General features: G+C 64.0%; 19 protein-coding genes. 6 read left to right on the forward strand and 13 right to left on the reverse strand.

All coding sequences use genetic code 11. The features are described from left to right. Positions 1–344 precede the first annotated feature (344 nt). The 5 genes from QXZ85_RS09835 to QXZ85_RS09855 all read left to right on the forward strand — a co-directional run bounded on the left by QXZ85_RS09835 (position 345) and on the right by QXZ85_RS09855 (position 5,501). A complete protein-coding gene (locus QXZ85_RS09835; protein WP_315702071.1) occupies positions 345–905 on the forward strand; it encodes a F0F1 ATP synthase subunit delta in 561 nt (186 codons plus the stop codon). After that, positions 905–2,434, forward strand: coding sequence for a F0F1 ATP synthase subunit alpha (gene atpA / locus QXZ85_RS09840; protein WP_315702070.1), 1,530 nt, complete (start codon positions 905–907; stop codon positions 2,432–2,434). The genes QXZ85_RS09835 and atpA overlap by 1 nt, the downstream gene beginning before the upstream one ends. A gap of 159 nt (positions 2,435–2,593) precedes the next feature. Further along, positions 2,594–3,472, forward strand: a complete 879-nt coding sequence (locus QXZ85_RS09845; protein WP_315702069.1) for a F0F1 ATP synthase subunit gamma — start codon at positions 2,594–2,596, stop codon at positions 3,470–3,472. Positions 3,473–3,568: 96 nt separating this feature from the next. After that, complete coding sequence (gene atpD / locus QXZ85_RS09850) at positions 3,569–4,999, forward strand: F0F1 ATP synthase subunit beta (protein WP_315702068.1); 1,431 nt, start codon at positions 3,569–3,571, stop codon at positions 4,997–4,999. 94 nt (positions 5,000–5,093) lie between these two features. Next, entirely contained in the window at positions 5,094–5,501 is a 408-nt protein-coding gene (locus tag QXZ85_RS09855) for a F0F1 ATP synthase subunit epsilon (protein WP_315729953.1), read from the forward strand. Between the two features lie 87 nt (positions 5,502–5,588). Here the strand turns inward: QXZ85_RS09855 and QXZ85_RS09860 are convergent, their stop codons facing one another. The 11 genes from QXZ85_RS09860 to obgE all read right to left on the reverse strand — a co-directional run bounded on the left by QXZ85_RS09860 (position 5,589) and on the right by obgE (position 16,483). Then, positions 5,589–6,095: an RNA pyrophosphohydrolase gene (locus QXZ85_RS09860; RefSeq protein WP_315742610.1), complete on the reverse strand. Its 507-nt coding sequence runs from the start codon at positions 6,093–6,095 to the stop codon at positions 5,589–5,591. Between the two features lie 61 nt (positions 6,096–6,156). After that, complete coding sequence (locus tag QXZ85_RS09865; RefSeq protein WP_315729951.1) at positions 6,157–6,663, reverse strand: RNA pyrophosphohydrolase; 507 nt, start codon at positions 6,661–6,663, stop codon at positions 6,157–6,159. Between the two features lie 78 nt (positions 6,664–6,741). After that, entirely contained in the window at positions 6,742–7,956 is a 1,215-nt protein-coding gene (locus QXZ85_RS09870; protein ID WP_315767651.1) for a divergent polysaccharide deacetylase family protein, read from the reverse strand. Between the two features lie 176 nt (positions 7,957–8,132). Then, positions 8,133–9,515 carry a S41 family peptidase gene (locus tag QXZ85_RS09875; protein WP_315702063.1) on the reverse strand — a complete coding sequence of 461 codons (1,383 nt, stop codon included), beginning with the start codon at positions 9,513–9,515 and terminating at the stop codon, positions 8,133–8,135. Beyond that, a complete protein-coding gene (locus tag QXZ85_RS09880; protein WP_316174000.1) occupies positions 9,512–10,894 on the reverse strand; it encodes a murein hydrolase activator EnvC family protein in 1,383 nt (460 codons plus the stop codon). The genes QXZ85_RS09875 and QXZ85_RS09880 overlap by 4 nt, the downstream gene beginning before the upstream one ends. Before the next feature lie 31 nt (positions 10,895–10,925). Beyond that, entirely contained in the window at positions 10,926–11,408 is a 483-nt protein-coding gene (gene rlmH / locus QXZ85_RS09885; protein WP_316174002.1) for a 23S rRNA (pseudouridine(1915)-N(3))-methyltransferase RlmH, read from the reverse strand. 48 nt (positions 11,409–11,456) lie between these two features. After that, entirely contained in the window at positions 11,457–11,813 is a 357-nt protein-coding gene (gene rsfS / locus QXZ85_RS09890; protein WP_315702060.1) for a ribosome silencing factor, read from the reverse strand. Positions 11,814–12,091: 278 nt separating this feature from the next. After that, positions 12,092–12,691, reverse strand: a complete 600-nt coding sequence (locus QXZ85_RS09895; protein ID WP_315703127.1) for a nicotinate-nucleotide adenylyltransferase — start codon at positions 12,689–12,691, stop codon at positions 12,092–12,094. Positions 12,692–12,791: 100 nt separating this feature from the next. Continuing rightward, complete coding sequence (locus tag QXZ85_RS09900) at positions 12,792–14,081, reverse strand: glutamate-5-semialdehyde dehydrogenase (RefSeq protein WP_315728046.1); 1,290 nt, start codon at positions 14,079–14,081, stop codon at positions 12,792–12,794. A gap of 69 nt (positions 14,082–14,150) precedes the next feature. Continuing rightward, complete coding sequence (gene proB / locus QXZ85_RS09905) at positions 14,151–15,293, reverse strand: glutamate 5-kinase (RefSeq protein ID WP_316174004.1); 1,143 nt, start codon at positions 15,291–15,293, stop codon at positions 14,151–14,153. A gap of 119 nt (positions 15,294–15,412) precedes the next feature. After that, a complete protein-coding gene (gene obgE / locus QXZ85_RS09910; protein WP_315702057.1) occupies positions 15,413–16,483 on the reverse strand; it encodes a GTPase ObgE in 1,071 nt (356 codons plus the stop codon). 189 nt (positions 16,484–16,672) lie between these two features. Between obgE and QXZ85_RS09915 the strand changes: the two genes are divergently transcribed. After that, a complete protein-coding gene (locus QXZ85_RS09915; RefSeq protein ID WP_316174006.1) occupies positions 16,673–17,590 on the forward strand; it encodes a DMT family transporter in 918 nt (305 codons plus the stop codon). Positions 17,591–17,670: 80 nt separating this feature from the next. Here the strand turns inward: QXZ85_RS09915 and QXZ85_RS09920 are convergent, their stop codons facing one another. Together QXZ85_RS09920 and rpmB are read right to left on the reverse strand one after the other, a co-directional pair. Beyond that, positions 17,671–18,930, reverse strand: coding sequence for a DUF2235 domain-containing protein (locus tag QXZ85_RS09920; RefSeq protein WP_315702055.1), 1,260 nt, complete (start codon positions 18,928–18,930; stop codon positions 17,671–17,673). Between the two features lie 590 nt (positions 18,931–19,520). Continuing rightward, positions 19,521–19,829, reverse strand: coding sequence for a 50S ribosomal protein L28 (gene rpmB / locus QXZ85_RS09925; protein WP_315702054.1), 309 nt, complete (start codon positions 19,827–19,829; stop codon positions 19,521–19,523). Between the last annotated feature and the right edge of the window lie 322 nt (positions 19,830–20,151).

The following is a 20,151-nucleotide window of genomic DNA, read 5'->3' on the forward strand; positions in this document are numbered from 1 at the left end:
CGGTCAAGGGACTTTGGTCATAACCCCTATGCGCCCAGCGCGTGGAACATCGCGGCGGCGAGTTGGGAAGTTACGGTAACATGGTCTGACGGGCGGCCGGCGCCCGGTGCTGTCCGCTGATGCAGGCTGGCCGCGCTGCGGCGATAAGGCGCCGATTGGGGGGCTGGTCTTGTTGCGGCTGCGCTTACGCTATGTTAGCAAAGCGCCGCTTTTCGTGATCAAGCTGCTTTTGCGGCGATCGAAAATCAAAGTCCGGCTTGAATTCCAAGGGCTTGATCGGTTTGCGCCGCGGCGCGGCGCCGGTTTCCTCCTTGCGGATTTGACATAATAAAAAGAGCACGTCTGTGGCTGCTGAAGATCCGTCCGTATCAGGTGTGTCCGGTCGTTATGCGACCGCCCTGTTTGAGTTGGCCCGCGATGAGAAGTCGATCGATGCGGTCAAGGCCGATCTCGACAAATTCGACGCGCTGGTGACCGAGAGCGCCGATCTCAAGCGGCTCGTCCGCAGCCCGGTCTTCGCCGCGGACGTGCAGCTCAAGGCGCTGACGGCCGTTCTCGACAAGGCCGGCATCTCCGGCATCGCCGCCAACTTCCTGAAAGTGCTGACCGCCAATCGCCGCCTGTTTGCGGTGGCTGACGTGATCCGCGCCTTCAGCGCGCTGGTGGCCAAGTTCAAGGGCGAGGCCAGTGCCGATGTCACGGTGGCCGAGCCTCTGTCCGACAAGAATCTCGACGCTCTGAAGGCCGCCCTGAAGACGGTGACCGGCAAGGACGTCGCTCTCAATGTGAAGGTCGATCCTGCGATCATCGGCGGTCTCGTCGTCAAGCTCGGCAGCCGCATGATCGACAGCTCGCTCCGCACCAAACTCAATTCGATTAAGCACGCGATGAAAGAGGCAGGCTGATGGACATCCGCGCCGCGGAAATTTCCGCGATCCTGAAGGACCAGATCAAGAATTTCGGACAGGAAGCCGAGGTCTCCGAAGTCGGCCAGGTGCTCTCCGTCGGTGACGGTATCGCCCGCGTCTACGGCCTCGACAACGTCCAGGCCGGCGAGATGGTCGAGTTCGAGAACGGCACCCGCGGCATGGCGCTGAACCTCGAAACCGACAATGTCGGCGTCGTCATCTTCGGTGCCGACCGCGAGATCAAGGAAGGCCAGACGGTCAAGCGCACCCGCGCCATCGTCGACACGCCGGTCGGCAAGGGCCTGCTCGGCCGCGTCGTCGACGCGCTCGGCAATCCGATCGACGGCAAGGGGCCGATCCAGGCGACCGAACGCAAGCGCGTCGACGTCAAGGCGCCCGGCATCATTCCGCGCAAGTCGGTGCACGAGCCGATGGCCACCGGTCTCAAGGCGATCGACGCGCTGATCCCGATCGGCCGCGGCCAGCGCGAGCTGATCATCGGCGACCGCCAGACCGGCAAGACCGCGATCGCGCTCGACACCATCCTGAACCAGAAACCCCTGAACGCGCAGAACGACGAGAAGATCAAGCTGTACTGCGTTTACGTGGCGGTCGGTCAGAAGCGTTCGACGGTTGCTCAGTTCGTGAAGGTGCTGGAGGAGCAGGGCGCTCTGGAATATTCGATCGTGGTCGCCGCGACCGCATCCGACCCGGCGCCGATGCAGTATCTCGCGCCGTTCACCGGCTGCACCATGGGCGAGTACTTCCGCGACAACGGCATGCACGCGGTCATCATCTATGACGATCTTTCCAAGCAGGCCGTCGCCTATCGCCAGATGTCGCTCTTGCTGCGCCGTCCGCCGGGCCGCGAAGCCTATCCGGGCGACGTGTTCTATCTGCATTCGCGCCTGCTCGAGCGGGCCGCCAAGCTGAACGACGCGCAGGGGGCGGGATCGCTGACCGCGCTGCCGGTGATCGAAACCCAGGCCAACGACGTGTCGGCCTACATCCCGACCAACGTGATCTCGATCACCGACGGCCAGATCTTCCTGGAGACCGACCTGTTCTTCCAGGGCATCCGTCCCGCGGTGAACGTCGGTCTGTCGGTGTCGCGCGTCGGTTCGTCGGCGCAGACCAAGGCGATGAAGAAGGTCGCCGGCAAGATCAAGGGTGAGCTGGCGCAGTACCGAGAAATGGCGGCGTTCGCGCAGTTTGGCTCCGATCTCGACGCCGCCACTCAGCGCCTGCTCAACCGCGGTTCGCGCCTGACCGAACTCTTGAAGCAGCCGCAGTTCTCGCCGCTGAAGATGGAAGAGCAGGTCTGCGTGATCTGGGCCGGCACCAACGGCTATCTCGACGGTCTGCCGCTCAACAAGGTCGGTGCCTTCGAGGAGGGGCTGCTGTCGACGCTGCGCGGCAAGCATGCCGACCTGCTCAACGCCATCCGCGACAGCCGCGACCTGTCGGACGACAGCGCCTCCAAGTTGAAGGCCGTGGTCGAGGCTTACGCCAAGTCCTTCGCCTGATTGAGCAGGCTATGGCTGGCTGGGTTCGCCCAGCCATCCACGTCGTCGATGTGGGACAACGGGACATGTCATGCCCGGCACGAGGCCGGGCGTGAATCATCTTAAGGGTTGAGCGGTCAAGTCCCAGGGGACCGGCCGCCGGGGTGAGCTAGACGAGCAATGGCGTCACTGAAAGATATGCGGGTCCGCATCGCCTCGACCAAGGCGACGCAGAAGATCACCAAGGCAATGCAGATGGTCGCAGCCTCCAAGCTGCGCCGCGCGCAGACGGCGGCCGAAGCGGCACGTCCCTATGCCGAGAAGATGGACGCGGTGATCTCGAACATTGCGAGTGCCGCGGCAGGTTCGGCCACTGCGCCGAAACTGCTTTCAGGCACCGGCCGCGACCATGTCCATCTGCTCCTGGTCTGTACCGGTGAGCGCGGCCTGTCCGGCGCCTTCAACTCCTCGATCGTGCGTCTGGCGCGCGATCGGGCCCTCGCCTTGATGAACCAGGGCAAGGAGGTCAAGTTCTTCTGCGTCGGCCGCAAGGGTTATGAGCAGCTCCGCCGCCTGTTCGAGAAGCAGATCGTCGAGCATGTCGACCTACGCGCCGTGCGCCAGCTTGGCTTCGTCCACGCCGAGGACATCGCCAAGAAGGTGATTGCACGTTTCGAGGCCGGCGAGTTCGATGTTTGCACGCTGTTCTATTCGCGCTTCAAATCGGTGATCGCGCAGCTCCCGACCGCCCAGCAGATCATCCCGCTGGTCGTCGAAGAGCGGCCGGCCAATGCCGCGCCGGTCGCGCTCTACGAATACGAGCCGGAGGAGGATGAGATCCTCGCAGGTCTCCTGCCGCGCAATGTCGGCGTCCAGATCTTCCGCGCGCTGCTCGAGAACAACGCCTCGTTCTACGGTGCGCAGATGACCGCGATGGACAATGCCACGCGCAATGCCGGCGACATGATCCGCAAGCAGACCCTGGTTTACAACCGGACCCGCCAGGCGATGATCACCAAGGAACTGATTGAAATTATTTCGGGTGCCGAGGCCGTGTAACAGCGGTCACGCAGCACTCATTCGAGGCAATCAAGGTCAATATCCCCGGTCGAGCCGGCCGAGGTCGAGAATTCGGATCGTAAGGAGAGAGATGAGATGGCTACCGCAGCCAACCAGATCGGTCGCATTACCCAGGTCATCGGCGCCGTCGTCGACGTTCAGTTCGAAGGTGAACTTCCGGCGATCCTGAATTCGCTCGAAACCAAGAACGGTGGCAACCGCCTCGTGCTCGAGGTCGCGCAGCATCTCGGTGAGAACACCGTGCGCACCATCGCGATGGATACCACCGAAGGTCTGGTGCGGGGCCAGGAAGTCACCGATACCGGTGAGCCGATCTCGGTACCGGTCGGCGAGGGCACGCTCGGTCGCATCATGAACGTGGTGGGCGATCCCGTCGACGAAGCCGGTCCGGTCAAGGCGGTCGGCAAGCGCGCCATCCATCAGCCGGCTCCTGCCTATACCGAGCAGTCGACCGAAGCCGAGATTCTCGTCACCGGCATCAAGGTCGTCGATCTGCTCGCGCCTTATGCCAAGGGCGGCAAGATCGGCCTGTTCGGTGGCGCCGGCGTCGGCAAGACGGTGCTGATTCAAGAGCTGATCAACAACGTCGCCAAGGCCCATGGCGGCTACTCGGTGTTCGCCGGTGTCGGCGAGCGTACCCGTGAGGGCAACGATCTCTATCACGAGTTCATCGAATCCGGCGTCAACAAGCAGGGCGGCGGCGAAGGATCGAAGTGCGCGCTGGTGTACGGCCAGATGAACGAGCCGCCAGGCGCGCGCGCCCGCGTCGGCCTCACCGGCCTGACCGTCGCCGAATATTTCCGCGATCAGGGGCAGGACGTGCTTTTCTTCGTGGACAACATCTTCCGCTTCACCCAGGCGGGCTCGGAAGTGTCGGCGCTGCTCGGCCGCATTCCGTCGGCGGTGGGCTATCAGCCGACGCTGGCCACCGACATGGGCGCGCTGCAGGAGCGCATCACCACCACCACCAAGGGCTCGATCACCTCGGTGCAGGCGATCTACGTGCCGGCCGACGACTTGACCGACCCGGCACCGGCGACCTCGTTCGCTCACTTGGACGCTACCACCGTGCTGAACCGTGCAATCTCGGAAAAGGGCATCTACCCGGCGGTGGACCCGCTCGACTCGACCTCGCGCATGCTGTCGCCGCTGGTCGTCGGTGAGGAGCACTACACCACTGCGCGCATGGTCCAGCAGATCTTGCAGCGCTACAAGTCGCTGCAGGACATCATCGCCATTCTCGGCATGGACGAGTTGTCGGAAGAGGACAAGCTCACCGTGGCGCGCGCCCGCAAGATCGAGCGCTTCCTTTCGCAGCCGTTCCACGTCGCCGAGATCTTCACCGGCTCGCCCGGCAAGTTCGTCGAGCTCGCGGACACCATCAAGGGCTTCCGCGGCTTGTGCGAAGGCAAGTATGACCACCTGCCGGAGGCTGCCTTCTACATGGTCGGCACCATTGAAGAGGCTGTCGAGAAGGGCAAGAAGCTGGCGGCGGAAGCCGCCTAAGCGAATAGCGAATAGGGAGTAGCGAATAGAACAGACTATTCGCTGCATCCTCTTCACTACTCGCCATTCGCTATTCGCTATTCGCAGGTGTCAAATGGCAACCTTTCATTTCGATCTCGTCTCGCCGGAAAAGATCGCCTTCGCTGGCGAAGTCGATCAGGTCGATATCCCCGGGCTGGAAGGTGACTTCGGCGTCCTGGCCGGACATGCGCCGTTCGTCGCGGCGTTGCGGCCCGGCATCTTGACGGTGACGACCGGCAGCACGCATCAGAAGATCATCGTGCTGGGCGGACTTGCTGAGGTTTCCGACAAGGGGCTGACGGTGCTTGCCGATGTGGCCACCTCGCTGGCTGAGCTCGACCGTGCCGCACTCGCCGGCCAGATCTCCGAGATGGAGGCCAAGCTCGCCGAGAAGGAAGGCAACGAGCTCGACCGCGCCATTGAGCGGCTGGATCACTTCAAGACCATCCAGTACCAGCTCAATACCACCGCCCTTCATTAAGTCGGCGGCGCGCCCGAGAACTCGCAAACCAGCATCGAACGACAAAAAGGCCGGGCTTCGTCCCGGCCATTTTGTTGAGGTGTCCGATCAGATCACCTGTTCGGCAAAGCGCGCGAACTGCCGGGCCACTTGGCGATAGACTTCGCGGCGGAACGGTATGACGAGGTCCGGCACAAGGGCCAAGCGTTCCCAGCGCCAAGCGTCGAACTCGGCCGCCTGCCCATTGCGCAGCGTCAGCGGATCGATATCGGCCTCGTCGCCGGTGAAGCGCATGGCGAACCATTTCTGGCGCTGGCCGCGGAATCGGGCGAGCCGGTGCGAGGGGTCCTCGAAGGGCGGAAATTCATATGTCAGCCAGTCGCTCTCGCCGAGGAAATCGGCGTCACGGATGCCTGTCTCTTCCCAGAGTTCCCGGCGTGCGGCGTCCCGCAGATCCTCGCCTGCGTCGACGCCTCCCTGCGGCATCTGCCATTCCAGCCCCGGCAGAATGATCTCCGGTCCGTCGTCGCGGAAGCGACGGCCGAGGAAGACCTGGCCTTCGGTATTGAACAGAGCGATCCCGACATTCGGACGATAGGGCTTTGTCTCGCTCATGAGATTGCTGACCTGATCCGTCGAGATGCGATGTCGCAAATGCGCGGCGCGCGGCGAGCCATTATCGCTTCACCAGCTTGGTGAATTCCTGCACCACCCGTTCGTAGACCGGGCGCTTGAACGGGACGATCAGCTCGGGCAGATTCTGCATCGGCTCCCACCGCCAGCCGACGAATTCAGCCTTGTGGTGACCGCCGCCGGGATGGGCGACTTCGATCTCGCTATCCTGGCCGGTGAAGCGCATGGCGAACCATTTCTGGCGCTGTCCGCGATACCGTCCTTTCCAGGCGCGTCCGGCCACCGTCCGCGGGATGTCGTAAGTCAGCCAATCGCCGATCTCGGCGAGCTTCTCGACCGAGCGCACGCTGGTCTCCTCATAGAGCTCGCGCTTGGCCGCATCCCACGCGTCCTCGCCAGGATCGACGCCGCCCTGCGGCATCTGCCACACATGGGATTCATCGACATGCTCGATGCCGCCGGCACGACGACCGATGAAGACCAGCCCCTCTTGGTTGATAAGCATGACGCCGACACAGTCTCGGTAGGGCAGGTCTTCGTAACGTGTCATTCCGTCAAAGCCTTCCTGCGGTCGACCTCTATTCACGGGCCGCTCGCCTTACCTGCGCCGGGCTAGGACCGGACGCCGTCAATTGGATTTTGATTTCAGCATCGCGCTTGTCAATGGCACAAGCAAAATGCCTTTGCGCTCCAGCCCTTTGATCCAGGTTCCGATGCGCTCGATCGAGACCGGCAGGGCCGATGCCGTGCCGATTGCGACGCCGCGCTCTTTCGCAAGGCTCTCGAGCTTCGTCAGCGCGTTGTCGATCTCAACGGCGGTCGGCACCGCGTCGATCGCGACGTCGCCCTTGGCGAAGGGCATGGCTTGGCCGGTTGCCAGCGCGCCTGCGACGCTGCGGGGCGCTGCGCCGTCATCGAAGAAGGCGAGCCCCCGCTTGGCGGCTTCCGCGACGATGGGCTGCATCGCGCTCTCGGTCGCGACGAAGCGTGCACCCATGAAATTTGCGACCCCGACATAGCCCTGCAGTCGGCTCAAATGCCAATACAGCCGATCAATATTCTGGTCCGGTCCCAAGGTGGCCAGCAAGGTCTGCGGCCCCGGATCGTTGTCCGGGTAATCATACGGCTCCATCGGGATCTGCAGCAGGATCTCGTGGCGCTGGGCCCGCGCGCGCTCGGCGAGCTTGCCGGGATCGGAGCCGTAGGGTGTGAAGGCCAAGGTCACCGCTGCAGGCAGCTTCATGATGGCGTCGGTGGTCTTGGCGGCCCCGACGCCAAGCCCGCCGATCACGATCGCCACGACCGGCATTTTCGCGGCCTTGGCGCGGTCGGCGTCTGCCGCATAGGCCGTGAACGGCTTCAGCCCATCGGCGGATACCGGGATCATGCCGTAGCGCGATTTTTCAAGCAGCCGCGGGTCCACACCGATCATGGCCGTTGCCGGCGTGGCCTTGCCTGAATCGCCGCCATCGGCCGTGTCGGCGCCGATCGCCACCTCCTGCCGGGTGCCGCTGGAGCCATCGATGATGGTCACCGTCTTCTGGCTGCCGCTCGGCTGCTGCTTCGTCTCCGTAGCACTGCCGTGCTCGGATTTGGCGGCGGGTTTCGCTGTAGCGGCCTCGTCATCGCTCGGCTTGATGCCGCTGCTGATCGCAATCCGCACCACGGGCTCGCCGCCGAGCGGATCGTCATGGAATAGCGCGAAGCCGGCGAACACGACCAAGGTCAGCCCAAGCAGCACGGCCAGCGCTTGCCATCCGGTGAACGGAAGCCGGAGCCGGCGCCTGCGACGTGTCTCCGTCTGTCCCAGCGGGGCGCTCAGCTCGTCGGCCGTTTCTGTCATCGAAATTCCCGAATCAGTCGGGCCGACGATACCACGGCCGAGTGTACCCGCGCAGGGCTCGGGCTTTGGTGACGGTCAAGGAAGAGAGCGGCCCACCTGTCGGCGGTCAGCGCTTGGACGCAAAAAGGGCGGCCCGAAGGCCGCCCTTGCGAAACTTGAATTTCCGAAATTTTGCGTCAGTTCGGCTTCGGCGTCTGCCGCTCGCTGACGGCCGGCTTGTCGGCTGCCGCCTTGTCGGTCGTTGCTGCCGGTGCTGGATTCGCCGAGGAGCTGCTCTTGATGCCGTGCAGCAGGTCATCGGCCATCTTCAGTGCCTTGTCGTCCTTGGCGTCCGGCGGCACGTAGGACTGCGAGCCGGTCTTCTCGTCGCCATCGTTCTTCAGGTGGCCGCGCAACGAAGCCTCGCCCTTGGTGTCCATGCGCGATTTCAGCTCGTCCGGCACGTCCTGCAGCACTTCGATGTCGGGCACGATGCCCTTGGCTTGGATCGACTTGCCCGACGGCGTGTAGTAGCGCGCCGTCGTCAGGCGCAGCGCGCCATTGCCCGCGCCGAGCGGGATGATGGTCTGCACAGATCCCTTGCCGAACGAGCGGGTGCCCACCAGCGTCGCGCGCTTGTGATCCTGCAGAGCACCAGCGACGATTTCGGAGGCCGAGGCCGAGCCGCCATTGATCAGCACGATCACCGGCTTGCCCTTGGTCAGATCGCCCGGATGCGCGGTGCGGCGCTGGGTTTCCTCGGCATTGCGGCCGCGGGTCGAAACGATCTCGCCCCGCTCCAGGAAGGTGTCGGAGACGGTGACGGCCTCTTCGAGCAGGCCGCCCGGATTGTTGCGGAGATCGATGACGTAACCCTTCAGCTTGTCGCCGATCTGGTTCTGCAGATCCGCGATGCTCTTCTTCAGGCCTTCGGTGGTCTGCTCGTTGAAGGTCGTGATGCGGATATAGGCGATGTCGTCGGCCTCGACGCGCGAACGCACCGAGCGAACGCGGATGTTGTCGCGGGTCAGCGTGACGTCGAGCGGATTGTCGGCGCCCTTGCGGACGATCTTGAGCTTGATCTTGGTGCCGACGGGGCCTCGCATCTTCTCGACCGCCTGGTTCAGCGTCAGGCCCTGCACGGCCTCGTCGTCGAGATTGGTGATGATGTCGTTGGCCTGGATTCCGGCCTTCGAGGCCGGCGTGTCGTCGATCGGCGAGACCACCTTGATCAGGCCGTCTTCCATGGTGACCTCGATGCCGAGGCCACCGAACTCGCCGCGGGTCTGCACCTGCATGTCGCGGAAGCTCTTGGCATCCATGTAGCTCGAATGCGGATCGAGGCCCGAGAGCATGCCGCTGATCGCGGATTCCACGAGCTTCGAATCGTCGGGCTTTTCGACATAGTCACTGCGCACGCGCTCGAACACGTCGCCGAACAGGTTGAGCTGGCGATAGGTATCAGCGGTCGCGGCGCGCGCGGTCGATCCCATCAGCACTGCGCGTGGCTGCGTTACCAGCAGGGTCAATGCCGCACCGGTGGCCGCGCTCAGGAGAATTACCGAAGTCTTACGCATCATCCGCGTACCTTTTCGCCTTCATTTGTGGCCCACCATGGGCCTGGATCGATTGGAGTGCCGTCCTTACGAAACTCGATATAGAGCACAGGTTGGCTCGCATTGGTGGCGAGAATGGAGGCGACCTGCGAGGTGTTTCCCATGGTCGCGACCGGCTCTCCCGCCTGAACAAACTGCCCGATAGTGACGGAAATGCGCTCCATCCCGGCGATCAGGACATGATACCCGCCCCCGGCGTTGAGGATCAAGAGTTGTCCGTAGCTGCGGAAGGGCCCGGCATAGACGACCCAGCCATCACACGGCGTTGTGACTTGGGCTCCGGGCCGGGTCGCCAAAGAAATGCCTTTATCGACACTACTGGCACCGTCGGAACCGCCAAAACCGCGAATCTTGGTGCCGTTCACGGGAAGGGCGAGCATTCCTTTGGTCGAGGCAAAGGCGATCGCCGGGCTCTTGCGATTTGAGTTTCGCAGTGCGTTGACGTCAGGTTTGTTGTTGACCGGAACGCCCTGCAGGCTCGCCGTCACCGCGGCCTTGGCTGCGCTCTTGACGTCCTGCTCCATGGTCGCGATCAGGCCTTGCAGATTGTCGATCTGCTGGGCGATCGCGACCGCGCGGGCGCCTTCAGCCTGCATGTCCTTCTCGGCGGCAGCCTGCTGACGCTGGCGTTCCTCGATCAGAGCGGATAGCCGCGTTTGATCGGTTCTGAGCTTATCGCGGTCGAGTGCGAGCTTGTCGCGCTCGGTCGCGATGGTCTTGCGGACGTTGAGCAATTCGCCGAGGTCGCCCGATAGCTTTTCGGCGCGGCTGCGCATCTCCGGCACGACCGAGCCGAGCAGCATCGCGGTCCGCAGCGATTGCAGCGCATCTTCGGGCCGCACCAACAGCGCCGGCGGTGTCCGGCGGCCGGCGCGCTGTAGCGCGGCCAGCACCTCGATGATCTCGGAGCGCCGCGACTCCAGGGAGTCGCGCAGTTCCTGCTCGCGACTGTCCAAACCGCGCAGCCGCGTCTCCGCCTCGCCGATGTGGCCTTCGATACCGCGCACCTGCGCGGCGACATCGATCAATTGCTGATTGAGCTTGCTGCGATCCTGACCGATCGCGGCGATATCCGCCTTCAGCCGCTCCTGGGCGTCTGCCGCGCTCTTTTGCGCCGCGCGGGCGGCCTCGAGCTCCTGTTCGCGCTGCTTCAAGGCGTCGGCGGAGGGCGTCGTCCCGGCCGTGGGTGTCCCGACCGACGGTCGTAGCGGGGTCTGGCTGAACGCGGGCCCAGCGGGCGCCACAAGGATTGCGGATAGGAGCAGGGCTGAGAGCGAGGGGGTGGGAGGCCGGCCGGGGCGGCTGGTGAATGAAGGGAAGCGAGGGGGCCGCGCAGCGGACATCGGACCTTAATGTGCTCGTCTCGGCGCCAATTCAAGCGCGGTGATAGGGATGGCCTGCCAGGATCGTCGCGGCCCGGTAAAGCTGCTCCAGAAGCAGAACGCGGACAATCTGATGCGGCCAGGTCGCGGTCCCGAACGCGATCCTCAGCTTCGCTCTGCGCTGCAATTCGGGCGAAAGTCCGTCAGCCCCGCCGATCACGAAAGCCGTGCTGGGCGCGGCCTCGTCACGCCAGCGGCCGAGCTGACCGGCAAAGCCGGCGCTGTCGATGTTTTGGCCGTGTTCGTCGAGCGTCACCAGCAGGGATTTTTCCGGGATGTGAGTCGCGATCGCCGCCGCTTCCTCGGCGATCCGCGCCGCCGCATCGCGGGCGCGGCTTTCGCTGATCTCATGAATGTCGATGCCGCGGAAGCCGAGCTTGCGGCTGAGATCCTCGAAGCGCTCGCGATAGCGCTCTGCGAGTTCGCGCTCAGGACCCTGCTTCAGGCGGCCGACGGCAATGACAACAATGCGCATGCGATATCGTTAGCATGCGCACGCATGGCATGACACCGCGCCGTCGCGTCAGAGCGTCTTCGCCGGCTTCGGCCCCTGCGTCCACAACCGCTCGAGATTGTAGAACTCGCGGACCTCGGGCCTGAACACGTGCACGATCACGTCGCCGGAATCGATCAGGACCCAATCGCAGTTGGGCAGGCCTTCGATATGCGGCGGTTTGACACCGGATTCCTTCAGGGCTTTAGCGACGTTTTCCGCGATCGAGCCGACGTGCCGGTTGGACCGGCCCGAGGTGACGACCATGTAGTCGGAATATGCCGATTTACCACGAAGATCGATGGTGACCGTCTCTTCCGCCTTCATGTCGTCGAGGCGGGAAAGGATCATGCTCAGGGTCTTGTCGGCGTCGGGTTGCGCCTGCAAGGCCGCTTTCGGGGTCGATGTTTTACGCGTCGACTTGACGGTCTTCGGTAAAACCGACTGGGACAATACAGATGTGGTCAGGGACCATTCCTTTCACTGTATCGCAGGCCGAATCTCTTCGCCTGCTGACCATACTACGCATGTGGGGTTAACGAGTTCAATATTCCAGTACCCCACTTTCCCGGCACTTTTCCGAGGCTCGATAACCAGATTCGGTCTCCGGAACCTCGCTCGCGCGTCTCGATGTCGCACCCGCTCTTCGGGTGCGGTCTTGCATTTCATTCCGACTTCCAGCTGCCGTCCGGGTTCCTAAGGCCGGTCGACGACAGGTTCAATTTGAGGCCGGTGAGGAACACCCAGGCGGGGGCGTGGCGATCGGCGAGCCGGCCGGCCTCGTTCTCCGGGATTCGGTAACGCGCCAGCGCGCGGGCTGCGGGCGCGGTCAGGGCGCGAAAGCTCTGAGGCGGCCGATCGATGATGGCCATCGGCACTTGGGCAGCGATGCGCTGCCAGTTCTGCCAACGATGGAACTGCGCGAGATTGTCGGCGCCCATGATCCAGACAAAGCGCAGGCGCGAAGCACGCCTACGCAAGTAGTTGATCGTATCAGCAGTGTAGCGGGTCCCGATGACGGCTTCGAGACAGCTGATCTCGATCCTGGGGTCGGCAGCCATTTTCTGCGCCGCGGCCGCACGCTCGGCGAGCGCGTGCAGGCCGTCATTGTCTTTCAGCGGATTGCCCGGCGTGACCAGCCACCAGACGCGATCGAGTTGCAGTCGCTTCAGCGCGAACAGGCTGATAGCGCGATGCGCCTGATGCGGCGGGTTGAAGGAGCCGCCGAGCAGGCCGATGCGCATGCCATCGCTATGAGGCGGCAGCCCTTGGAGGAACGCGGGCGCGGTGGCGGAGATATCGTTCAAGGACGTCTCCGCTGCAGGCCCTGGCAGCTCTGCCGATGCTTCACGCCAACGCTCGCTGTTACGGACGGGTCTGCCCGGTACCGTGGATGCGGTACTTGAAGCTGGTCAACTGCTCCACGCCAACGGGCCCGCGTGCGTGGAACTTGCCGGTGGCGATGCCGATCTCCGCGCCGAAGCCGAACTCGCCACCGTCGGCGAATTGCGTCGAAGCGTTGTGCAGCACGATCGCCGAATCCACCTCGTTGAGGAACTTGTCGGCCGCTTTGGTATCCTCGGTCACGATCGCATCGGTGTGATGCGAACCGTGCTCGTGGATATGAGCGATGGCGCCCTGCACGCCATCCACCACCTTGGCGGCGATGATCGCGTCGAGATATTCGGTGTCCCAGTCCTCCTCGCTCGCCGGCTTCACGCGCGAGTCGGCACGCTGGACTGTTTCATCGCCCCGCACTTCGCAGCCGGCGTCGATCAACATATCGAGCAGCGGCTTGAGCATGGTGCCGGCCGTCCGATCCACCAGCAGGGTTTCGGCGGCGCCGCAGACGCCGGTGCGACGCATCTTCGCGTTCAGCACGATCGATTTCGCCATCTCCAAGTCGGCAGCGCCATCGACATACACGTGGTTGACGCCTTCGAGATGGGCGAACACCGGCACGCGCGCTTCAGCCTCGACCCGCGCCACCAGGCTCTTGCCGCCGCGCGGCACGATCACATCGACGCCGCCGTTCAAGCCGCTCAGCAGCAGCCCCACCGCGGCCCGGTCGCGGGTCGGCACCAATGTGATCGATGCTTCAGGCAGGCCCGCTTCGCGCAAGCCCTGCACCAGGCAATCGTGGATCGCGCGGCAGGACCGGAAGCTGTCGGAGCCGCCGCGCAGGATCACCGCGTTGCCGGATTTCAGGCAGAGTGCGCCAGCGTCGGCAGCGACGTTCGGCCGGCTCTCGAAGATCACGGCGATGACGCCGAGCGGCACGCGCACGCGCTCGATGGTCATGCCGTTCGGGCGTTGCCAGCTTTCGGTGACGACGCCGACCGGATCGGAAATCGCGCGCACGGCGGCGATCCCGTCCGCCATGGCGGCGATGCGCGCCGGCGTCAGCGTCAGGCGGTCGATGAAGGCGCTGGTGATCCCGGCAGCCTTGGCCTCGGCGACGTCCTCAGCATTGGTAGCGAGGATGGCATCGGCGCGCGCACGGATCAAACGCTCCATCGCTTCCAGCGCGCGGTTCTTTTGCTCAGCCGGCGCCAGCGACAGCACCCGCGCGGCCGCGCGGGCCTGTGCGGCAAGCTCGTTCATCAGCGCGGGCAGATCGGCGCTGCCGTCGATGGCTTTGAGGGAAGCTGTCATGACGTTCCAACCTTGAATTTCGATCAATTCCTAGCATGAAAGCGACGTCGGAGCGAATTCGCCGCCCATCTACGCCGTCGGTCCGGCGCCGGCCGGTCCGATCACCAGGTCATCGCGATGGATCATCTCGGCCCGGCCGGGCACGCCCAGGATGGTGGCGACATCCGGCGAGGAGCGGCCTTTGATCCTGTCCGCATCGTCGGCGTCATAGGCCACCAGTCCGCGACCGATTTCATGCATGTCGGGCCCGCGCACCACCACCGCGTCGCCGCGGGCGAACTGGCCCTCCACGCGGACGACGCCGGCGGGCAGCAGGCTCTTGCCGGAGCGCAGCGCCGTCACTGCACCGGCATCGATCACCAGCATGCCCTTCGGCTCCAGCGAGCCTGCGATCCAGCGCTTGCGCGCGGTGACGGGGTTGGCGGGCGTCAGGAACCAGGTGCAGCGGCCACCTTCGGCGATCGCGGTCAGCGGATGCTCGATCTTCCCGGAGGCGATCAGCATGTGGGTGCCGCCGGTGGTCGCGATCTTGGCCGCCTCGATCTTGGTGTGCATGCCGCCGCGCGACAGCTCGGACGCGGCGCTGCCGGCCATCCCCTCGATCTCGGCGGTGACGGTTTCGACCACGGGAATGAGCCGCGCGTTCGGGTCCTGGGCCGGCGGCGCCGTGTAGAGCCCATCGATGTCGGAGAGCAGAATCAGCAGATCGGCGCTGGCCATGGTCGCAACACGTGCGGCCAGCCGATCATTGTCGCCGTAGCGGATTTCGGCGGTCGCGACCGTGTCGTTCTCGTTGATCACGGGCACCGCGCGCCATTCCAGGAGCTTGGCGATGGTCGAGCGGGCGTTGAGATAGCGTCGCCGCTCCTCGGTATCCTGCAGAGTGACCAGGATCTGCCCGGCATCGATGCCGTGTGCACCCAGCACCTCCGACCAGATCCGGGCCAGCGCGATCTGGCCGACGGCGGCCGCGGCCTGACTTTCCTCCAGCTTCAGAGGACCGCGCGGCAACTTCAAGCGGCTGCGGCCGAGCGCGATCGAGCCCGAGGACACCACCAGCACCTCGCAGCCGGCGTCATGCAGCTTGGCGATATCGGCAGCGAGCGCGGTGAGCCACGACGTCCGTACGTCTCCGGCCTCGGCATCGACCAGAAGCGAGGAGCCGACCTTGACCACGATACGGCGGAAATTCTCGAGTTTGGGATCGGCCATGATGAGCTGCGAGGTCGGTTCGAATGCCTCGCATGGATGGAGGCACGGGGCGTCGCGAGAGCGATTGTTCAGGGATTGTCGCAAGCCGCCGCAGGGGAGGCAAGCTGGGCGACGGGCGCTCAGCCTTGCGGAGGCGGCGGCGCCGCCCACGGCTCCTCGGTCGCGGCGTTCTCGATCGCGTTCTTTGCCTTGGCGGACACCGGCTGCTCGCCGATCACCTCGGAGAGCTTGCGCAGGGCTTCCTTGACGCCGTCCCCGGTCGCGCCGGAGAGCAGTAGCGGCGTCTTCTTGGCTGCGCGCTTCAGGCGGTCCTTCTGCTTTTTCAGCTCATCGGCATCGACCGCATCGATCTTGTTCAGCGCGACGATCTCGACTTTGTCGGCAAGCTGCCCGCCATAGGCTTCGAGTTCGTGCCGGACCGTCTTGTAGGCCTTGCCGGCATGCTCGCAGGTCGCATCGACCAGATGCAGCAACACGCGGCAGCGTTCGACATGGCCCAAGAAGCGGTCACCGAGGCCGGCGCCCTCATGCGCGCCCTCGATCAGGCCGGGAATGTCGGCGAGCACGAATTCGCGGCCATCGGCATTCACCACCCCGAGCTGCGGATGCAAGGTGGTGAAAGGATAGTCCGCGATCTTGGGCTTGGCGGCGCTGACCTTGGACAGGAAGGTCGATTTGCCGGCGTTGGGCAGGCCGACCAGGCCGGCATCCGCAATCAGCTTCAGCCGCAGCCAGATCCAGCGCTCCTCGCCCGGCTGGCCGGGATTGGCGTGGCGCGGGGCGCGGTTGGTCGGCGACTTGAAATGCGCATTGCCGAAGCCGCCATTGCCGCCATGAGCCAGCACGAAGCGCTCGCCCCGGGTGGCGAAATCGTGGATCAAGGTCTCCTTGTCCTCGTCGAAGATCTGGGTGCCGACGGGGACCTTGAGCACGATCGGCTTGCCGCCGGCGCCGTGGCGGTCCTTGCCCATGCCGTTTTCGCCCTTTTGGGCCTTGAAATGCTGCTGGTAGCGGTAGTCGATCAGCGTGTTCAGCCCATCGACGGCCTCGATGACCACATCGCCGCCACGGCCGCCATTGCCGCCGGACGGGCCGCCGAACTCGATGAACTTCTCGCGCCGGAACGCAACGCAACCGTTGCCGCCGTCGCCGGAGCGCACATAGACCTTGGCTTCATCGAGGAATTTCATGGGTCTTAGGTAGGCGAGGCGGGCCGCCACGGCAACCGCGGAGTTCGGCCTTTTCGGCCGAAACGCTTAATTCATGGGCTTGGAATTGAACTCGGAATCGAGCATTGCGTGGCGGTTGCGGCAGGATCGCGCCGCACGCGTAGCGGAACGCTGGAGCCGAAGCAGATGGCTTGGTAAGGCTGCACCATCATGAGCGTGCTCTCTCGACTCTCCACGTCCAACGATGAACGCGCCGCCCGGCTCGCCGGCATCGCCTTGATGCTGCTGTCGATCTTCATGTTCTCGTTCGGTGACGCCACCGGTAAATTCCTGGTCGGCACCTATTCGGTCGGGCAGCTCCTGGTCTTGCGCGCCTGTGCCGCCTTGCTGGTGCTCTCGCCGGTGATCTGGCGTCACCGCGCGCAGTTCCTCAAGCTGGAGCGGCCGTGGCTGCAGCTCGTCCGCGTGATCCTCTCGACGCTGGAGGTGGCGGCGTTCTTCCTTGCCACCGTCTACCTGCCGCTCGCGGACGTCATCACGTATTATCTGGCCGGGCCCATCTTCGTCACCGCGCTGTCGGCGCTGGTCTTGCGCGAGCATGTCGGCTGGCGGCGCTGGAGCGCGATCCTGATCGGTTTCTGCGGCGTTGTGATCGCGCTGCGTCCGTCGGCGCAGACATTCAGCCTGCCGGCGCTGATCGCGCTCGGCGGCAGCCTTTCCTTCGCCGTGCTGATGCTGATCACCCGCTCACTGCGCGCCACCCCCGACATCGTGATGGCGTCCTCGCAATTCGTGGGCACCTTTTTGCTCGGTGCGGTCATGGCACCGTTCGGCTGGGTGACGCCGACGCCGGGAAGCCTGATGCTGTTCGCTGCGGCGGGCCTCATCTCGGTCACGGCGTTGTTCTGCGTCAACCGCTCCTTGAAGCTCGCGCCTGCATCGGTGGTCGTGCCCTATCAATATTCGATGATCGTGTGGGCGGTGATCTTCGGTTTCGTGGTGTTCGGCGATGTGCCGCATCCGGCGACGATCGCCGGTGCAGCGATCATCATCGGCGCCGGGCTTTACATCTATTTGCGCGAGCGCAGCCTCGGCAAGGACGAGGGTGCGGTCAATCCGCCGGTCTGAACCAACTCATCCTATCCAGGGAAGAAGCAGCTCATAGATCGCATCTGACCCGACGTCCGTTCTGAAGGCGCAGAGGAAGCTTAGCCCACTTGCCCCTTCGCCGAGAGCGGCACACGCTCGTAAGCCATGGGCAGGTTTACCGGTCGATAGTTGGGTATCTCGGCGATCCGCATCAACGCGCTCTCGTGGATGAAGGCGCCGTCGGGGATGAAGCGCGGTTCGCAGTCCGGAATGTAGAAGCCGAGATGCGATTTGCGCGCCGGCCATTCCTTGTATTTGTCCTTCTTCGGCAAGTATTCGAGCAGTCGCCAGGGGAGTGTCATCGAATCGTGGAGTTGGCCGCGAATGTCCGGCGCGACATAGGAAAACGGGCTGCCTTTGCGCTGCACGCCCCAGGCGAGCTGGTTCACCGTGCTCGGGTTGACGCTCAACCCCGCCGCGACGGCCTCGTCGATCATCCACAGCAGCGGAAATTTCGACAGCGCGGAATCCTTCTCCGGATAGCCGCCGCCGATGTCGCTATGCACGCCGGCGAACCACACCTGCTTGGAATCCTGCGGGCCGGAATGGACGTCGTTGAAGCGGACCGGCTTGTAGCTCTGCGGCTCGTCCCACTTCTTCAACCGGAACATGTAGCGGCGCTCGTCCATCGCGATCGCCTGCCGGAAGATCTTGACGCTCGGGTTCTGGATCGTGAAGGCGAGCTCCTCGAGGCTCGGCCAATAGAGGCGGTCCGGCCGCGGCACGATCACGCTTGCCACGGTGTCCCACACGCCGATGAAATGGATCGAGGGTGCGCGGGTCGACAAGATGCGGGCGAACTGCGCGGCGTGGTCGTTGCGGTTCTGCGGCAATGGGCCGTCCTCGTCGGCGGTTTCCGCCTTCGCCGTGACGCCGCGGCCAGCCTTCGGGTTGTCGCTCGAATATTTCTTGTAGGCGATCAGCCCGGATCCGGCGAGGTTCACCTGGTTTGGTGAGATCAGCCCGATCTTGTGGATCAGCCCGGCCAGCATGCGCACGGCGTAGGCGCCGCGGGAAAAGCCGAACAGGAAGACCCGGTCGCCCTCCTCGTAATGCTGCACCAGGAAGGCGTAGGCCGCGATGACGTTGTCGTCGAGCCCGTAACCGGTCATCAGCCCCAGCACCATGTTGAAATTGGCCTTGATGCGATGCCAAGTGTCCGGCTGCGACAAGGTGCCGACGCCGGGATCATAGAACACCGCCTGGTGCGGCGTGGTCCTGTCGGTCTTGCGCAGGCAGCGATAGAGCTTCAGCACGTTGGAGATATTTTCGCTGATCTCGTTGCCTGTGCCGTCACAGCAGATGACGATGTTCTTCATTGCGATTGTGGGCCTCCAGAATACGACCTTTGCGAGTGTAATGCATCTGGCGGAGTTTGAGGAGATTGGTTTTTGTGACAGTTGTACAGGTGCCAGAAACCGACGATTGTGCTGGTATAAGGAATTCAGAGGCGGTAGTCGGCGCGAACGACCGCCGGGAAGTTCGTTTTTTGCGAGCTGCGAGGGTCAGAGCTGTCTTAGTCCGTCGCCCTCATTCTGATATTCAATCGAAGTTCTGCACGAGAGTTTCTGCGTCTGCTGGGCCTCTCGGCGGGCGTGACAACAAAAACCTGCGGTGCTCCGTGCGCGCTATTGAATTAAATGATCGATTTCGGCCCACGCTGCGCTTGGTCTCCGCAACGCGCTCGTCCATCAGTACAGCTGCGGCTGAACGGAATGATCACCATATGCGAACCGCGAAACCGCATCGGACGGGAGTTGGATAAGGTAACTCCGCTGCGAAGCCGACAGGCAGCCGACGATGCGTTTTCCAGCATCAAACAGATAAGGCCGGGTCGTTCGACCCGGCCTTATCTGTTTGCTCAGGTTCCGTGAGCAGCCGGGCTCGGCCGCTGCTCTAAATCTCGTAGTCAGCTCGCCTTCGCGACGGGAGCGGCCTCGGCGGCCTTCTTTTCGATCTGGCGCTTCAGCTCCAGCGCACGCGGCGACAGCGTCGCGGCATTGGCCTTGAGCAGATACGCATCCAGTCCGCCATTGTGGTCGACGCTTTTGATCGCGTTGGTCGAGACGCGCAGACGCACGTTGCGGCCCAGCGCATCCGAGATGAAGGTCACGTTGCAAAGGTTCGGCAGGAAGCGCCGCTTGGTCTTGATGTTGGAGTGGCTCACCTTGTGGCCGACCTGGGGGCCCTTGGCCGTCAGTTCACAGCGCCGCGACATCGTTGCAAATCCTCTTTCATCCCCGCACCCGTAATCGCCGCTTTTGGCGCGCGGCGCGGGGGTCCAAAATTCGTCCAGTTCTCTCTGGGAGACGCGGACGTATAGGGGCGATGGGCGAATACGTCAAGTTTTTGAAGGCGGGTAACTGGCGCCTTTCGAGATGCGGTGGCTCCCGCCCTTTGCGCGACGCGGGTCAGGGGGTAGCCGTCAAAGTTCCGTTTTTCCAGGGCGGCGCCCGCAATCACCTACAAGTCAGAAATCTGACGCAAAATCAACACTGTAGACTCTGGCCGGTCACCATATAAAGAGCATAATCGGGGCG

It is taken from the genome of Bradyrhizobium sp. SZCCHNGR1005 (genome assembly GCF_032489995.1).
Classification (GTDB): domain Bacteria; phylum Pseudomonadota; class Alphaproteobacteria; order Rhizobiales; family Xanthobacteraceae; genus Bradyrhizobium.